This is a genomic window from Mesorhizobium sp. M8A.F.Ca.ET.208.01.1.1, from assembly GCF_004791315.1.
Taxonomy (GTDB): Bacteria; Pseudomonadota; Alphaproteobacteria; order Rhizobiales; family Rhizobiaceae; genus Mesorhizobium.
This window is the reverse complement of the sequence record NZ_SRUT01000185.1, coordinates 1-335: the sequence shown is the minus strand read 5'-3', so window position 1 is coordinate 335 and position 335 is coordinate 1. Positions and strand designations below refer to the sequence as shown.

General features: G+C 60.3%; 1 pseudogene. It reads right to left on the bottom strand.

Annotated elements, in window-relative coordinates:
* A pseudogene (locus EN851_RS34845) lies at positions 1–265 on the bottom strand (hypothetical protein); the annotation flags it as partial.
* Positions 266–335: the final 70 nt, after the last annotated feature.

Genomic DNA, 335 nt, shown 5'->3' with positions numbered 1-335 from the left:
AGTCCATGACGACGCCACCATTGTTGAGCCAGGTGAACAGCGAGAATGTCTTTTCCGGTTCGCGTACCGGAACGGAGGAGACCAGCCCGTCCGCGATCAGCGGCTGCAGCTGCGCCAGCATTTGCGGCCTTGCCTGGAACGTTTCCAGCCGGTTCGCGCCGTCAAGAGCATCAAGCGTGCTCAGATGCATATGGATCCAGCCGATCAACGGCTCCAGGGTTATGGCGGGCAGGTGCAGGGGGCGAATGCGGCCGTCGTCGGCCATTGGCCCGACTCCGATGAAATTATAGTGCTGCATTTCCTTGATGAAGGCATGGGCGGTGTTTCGGCTTGCC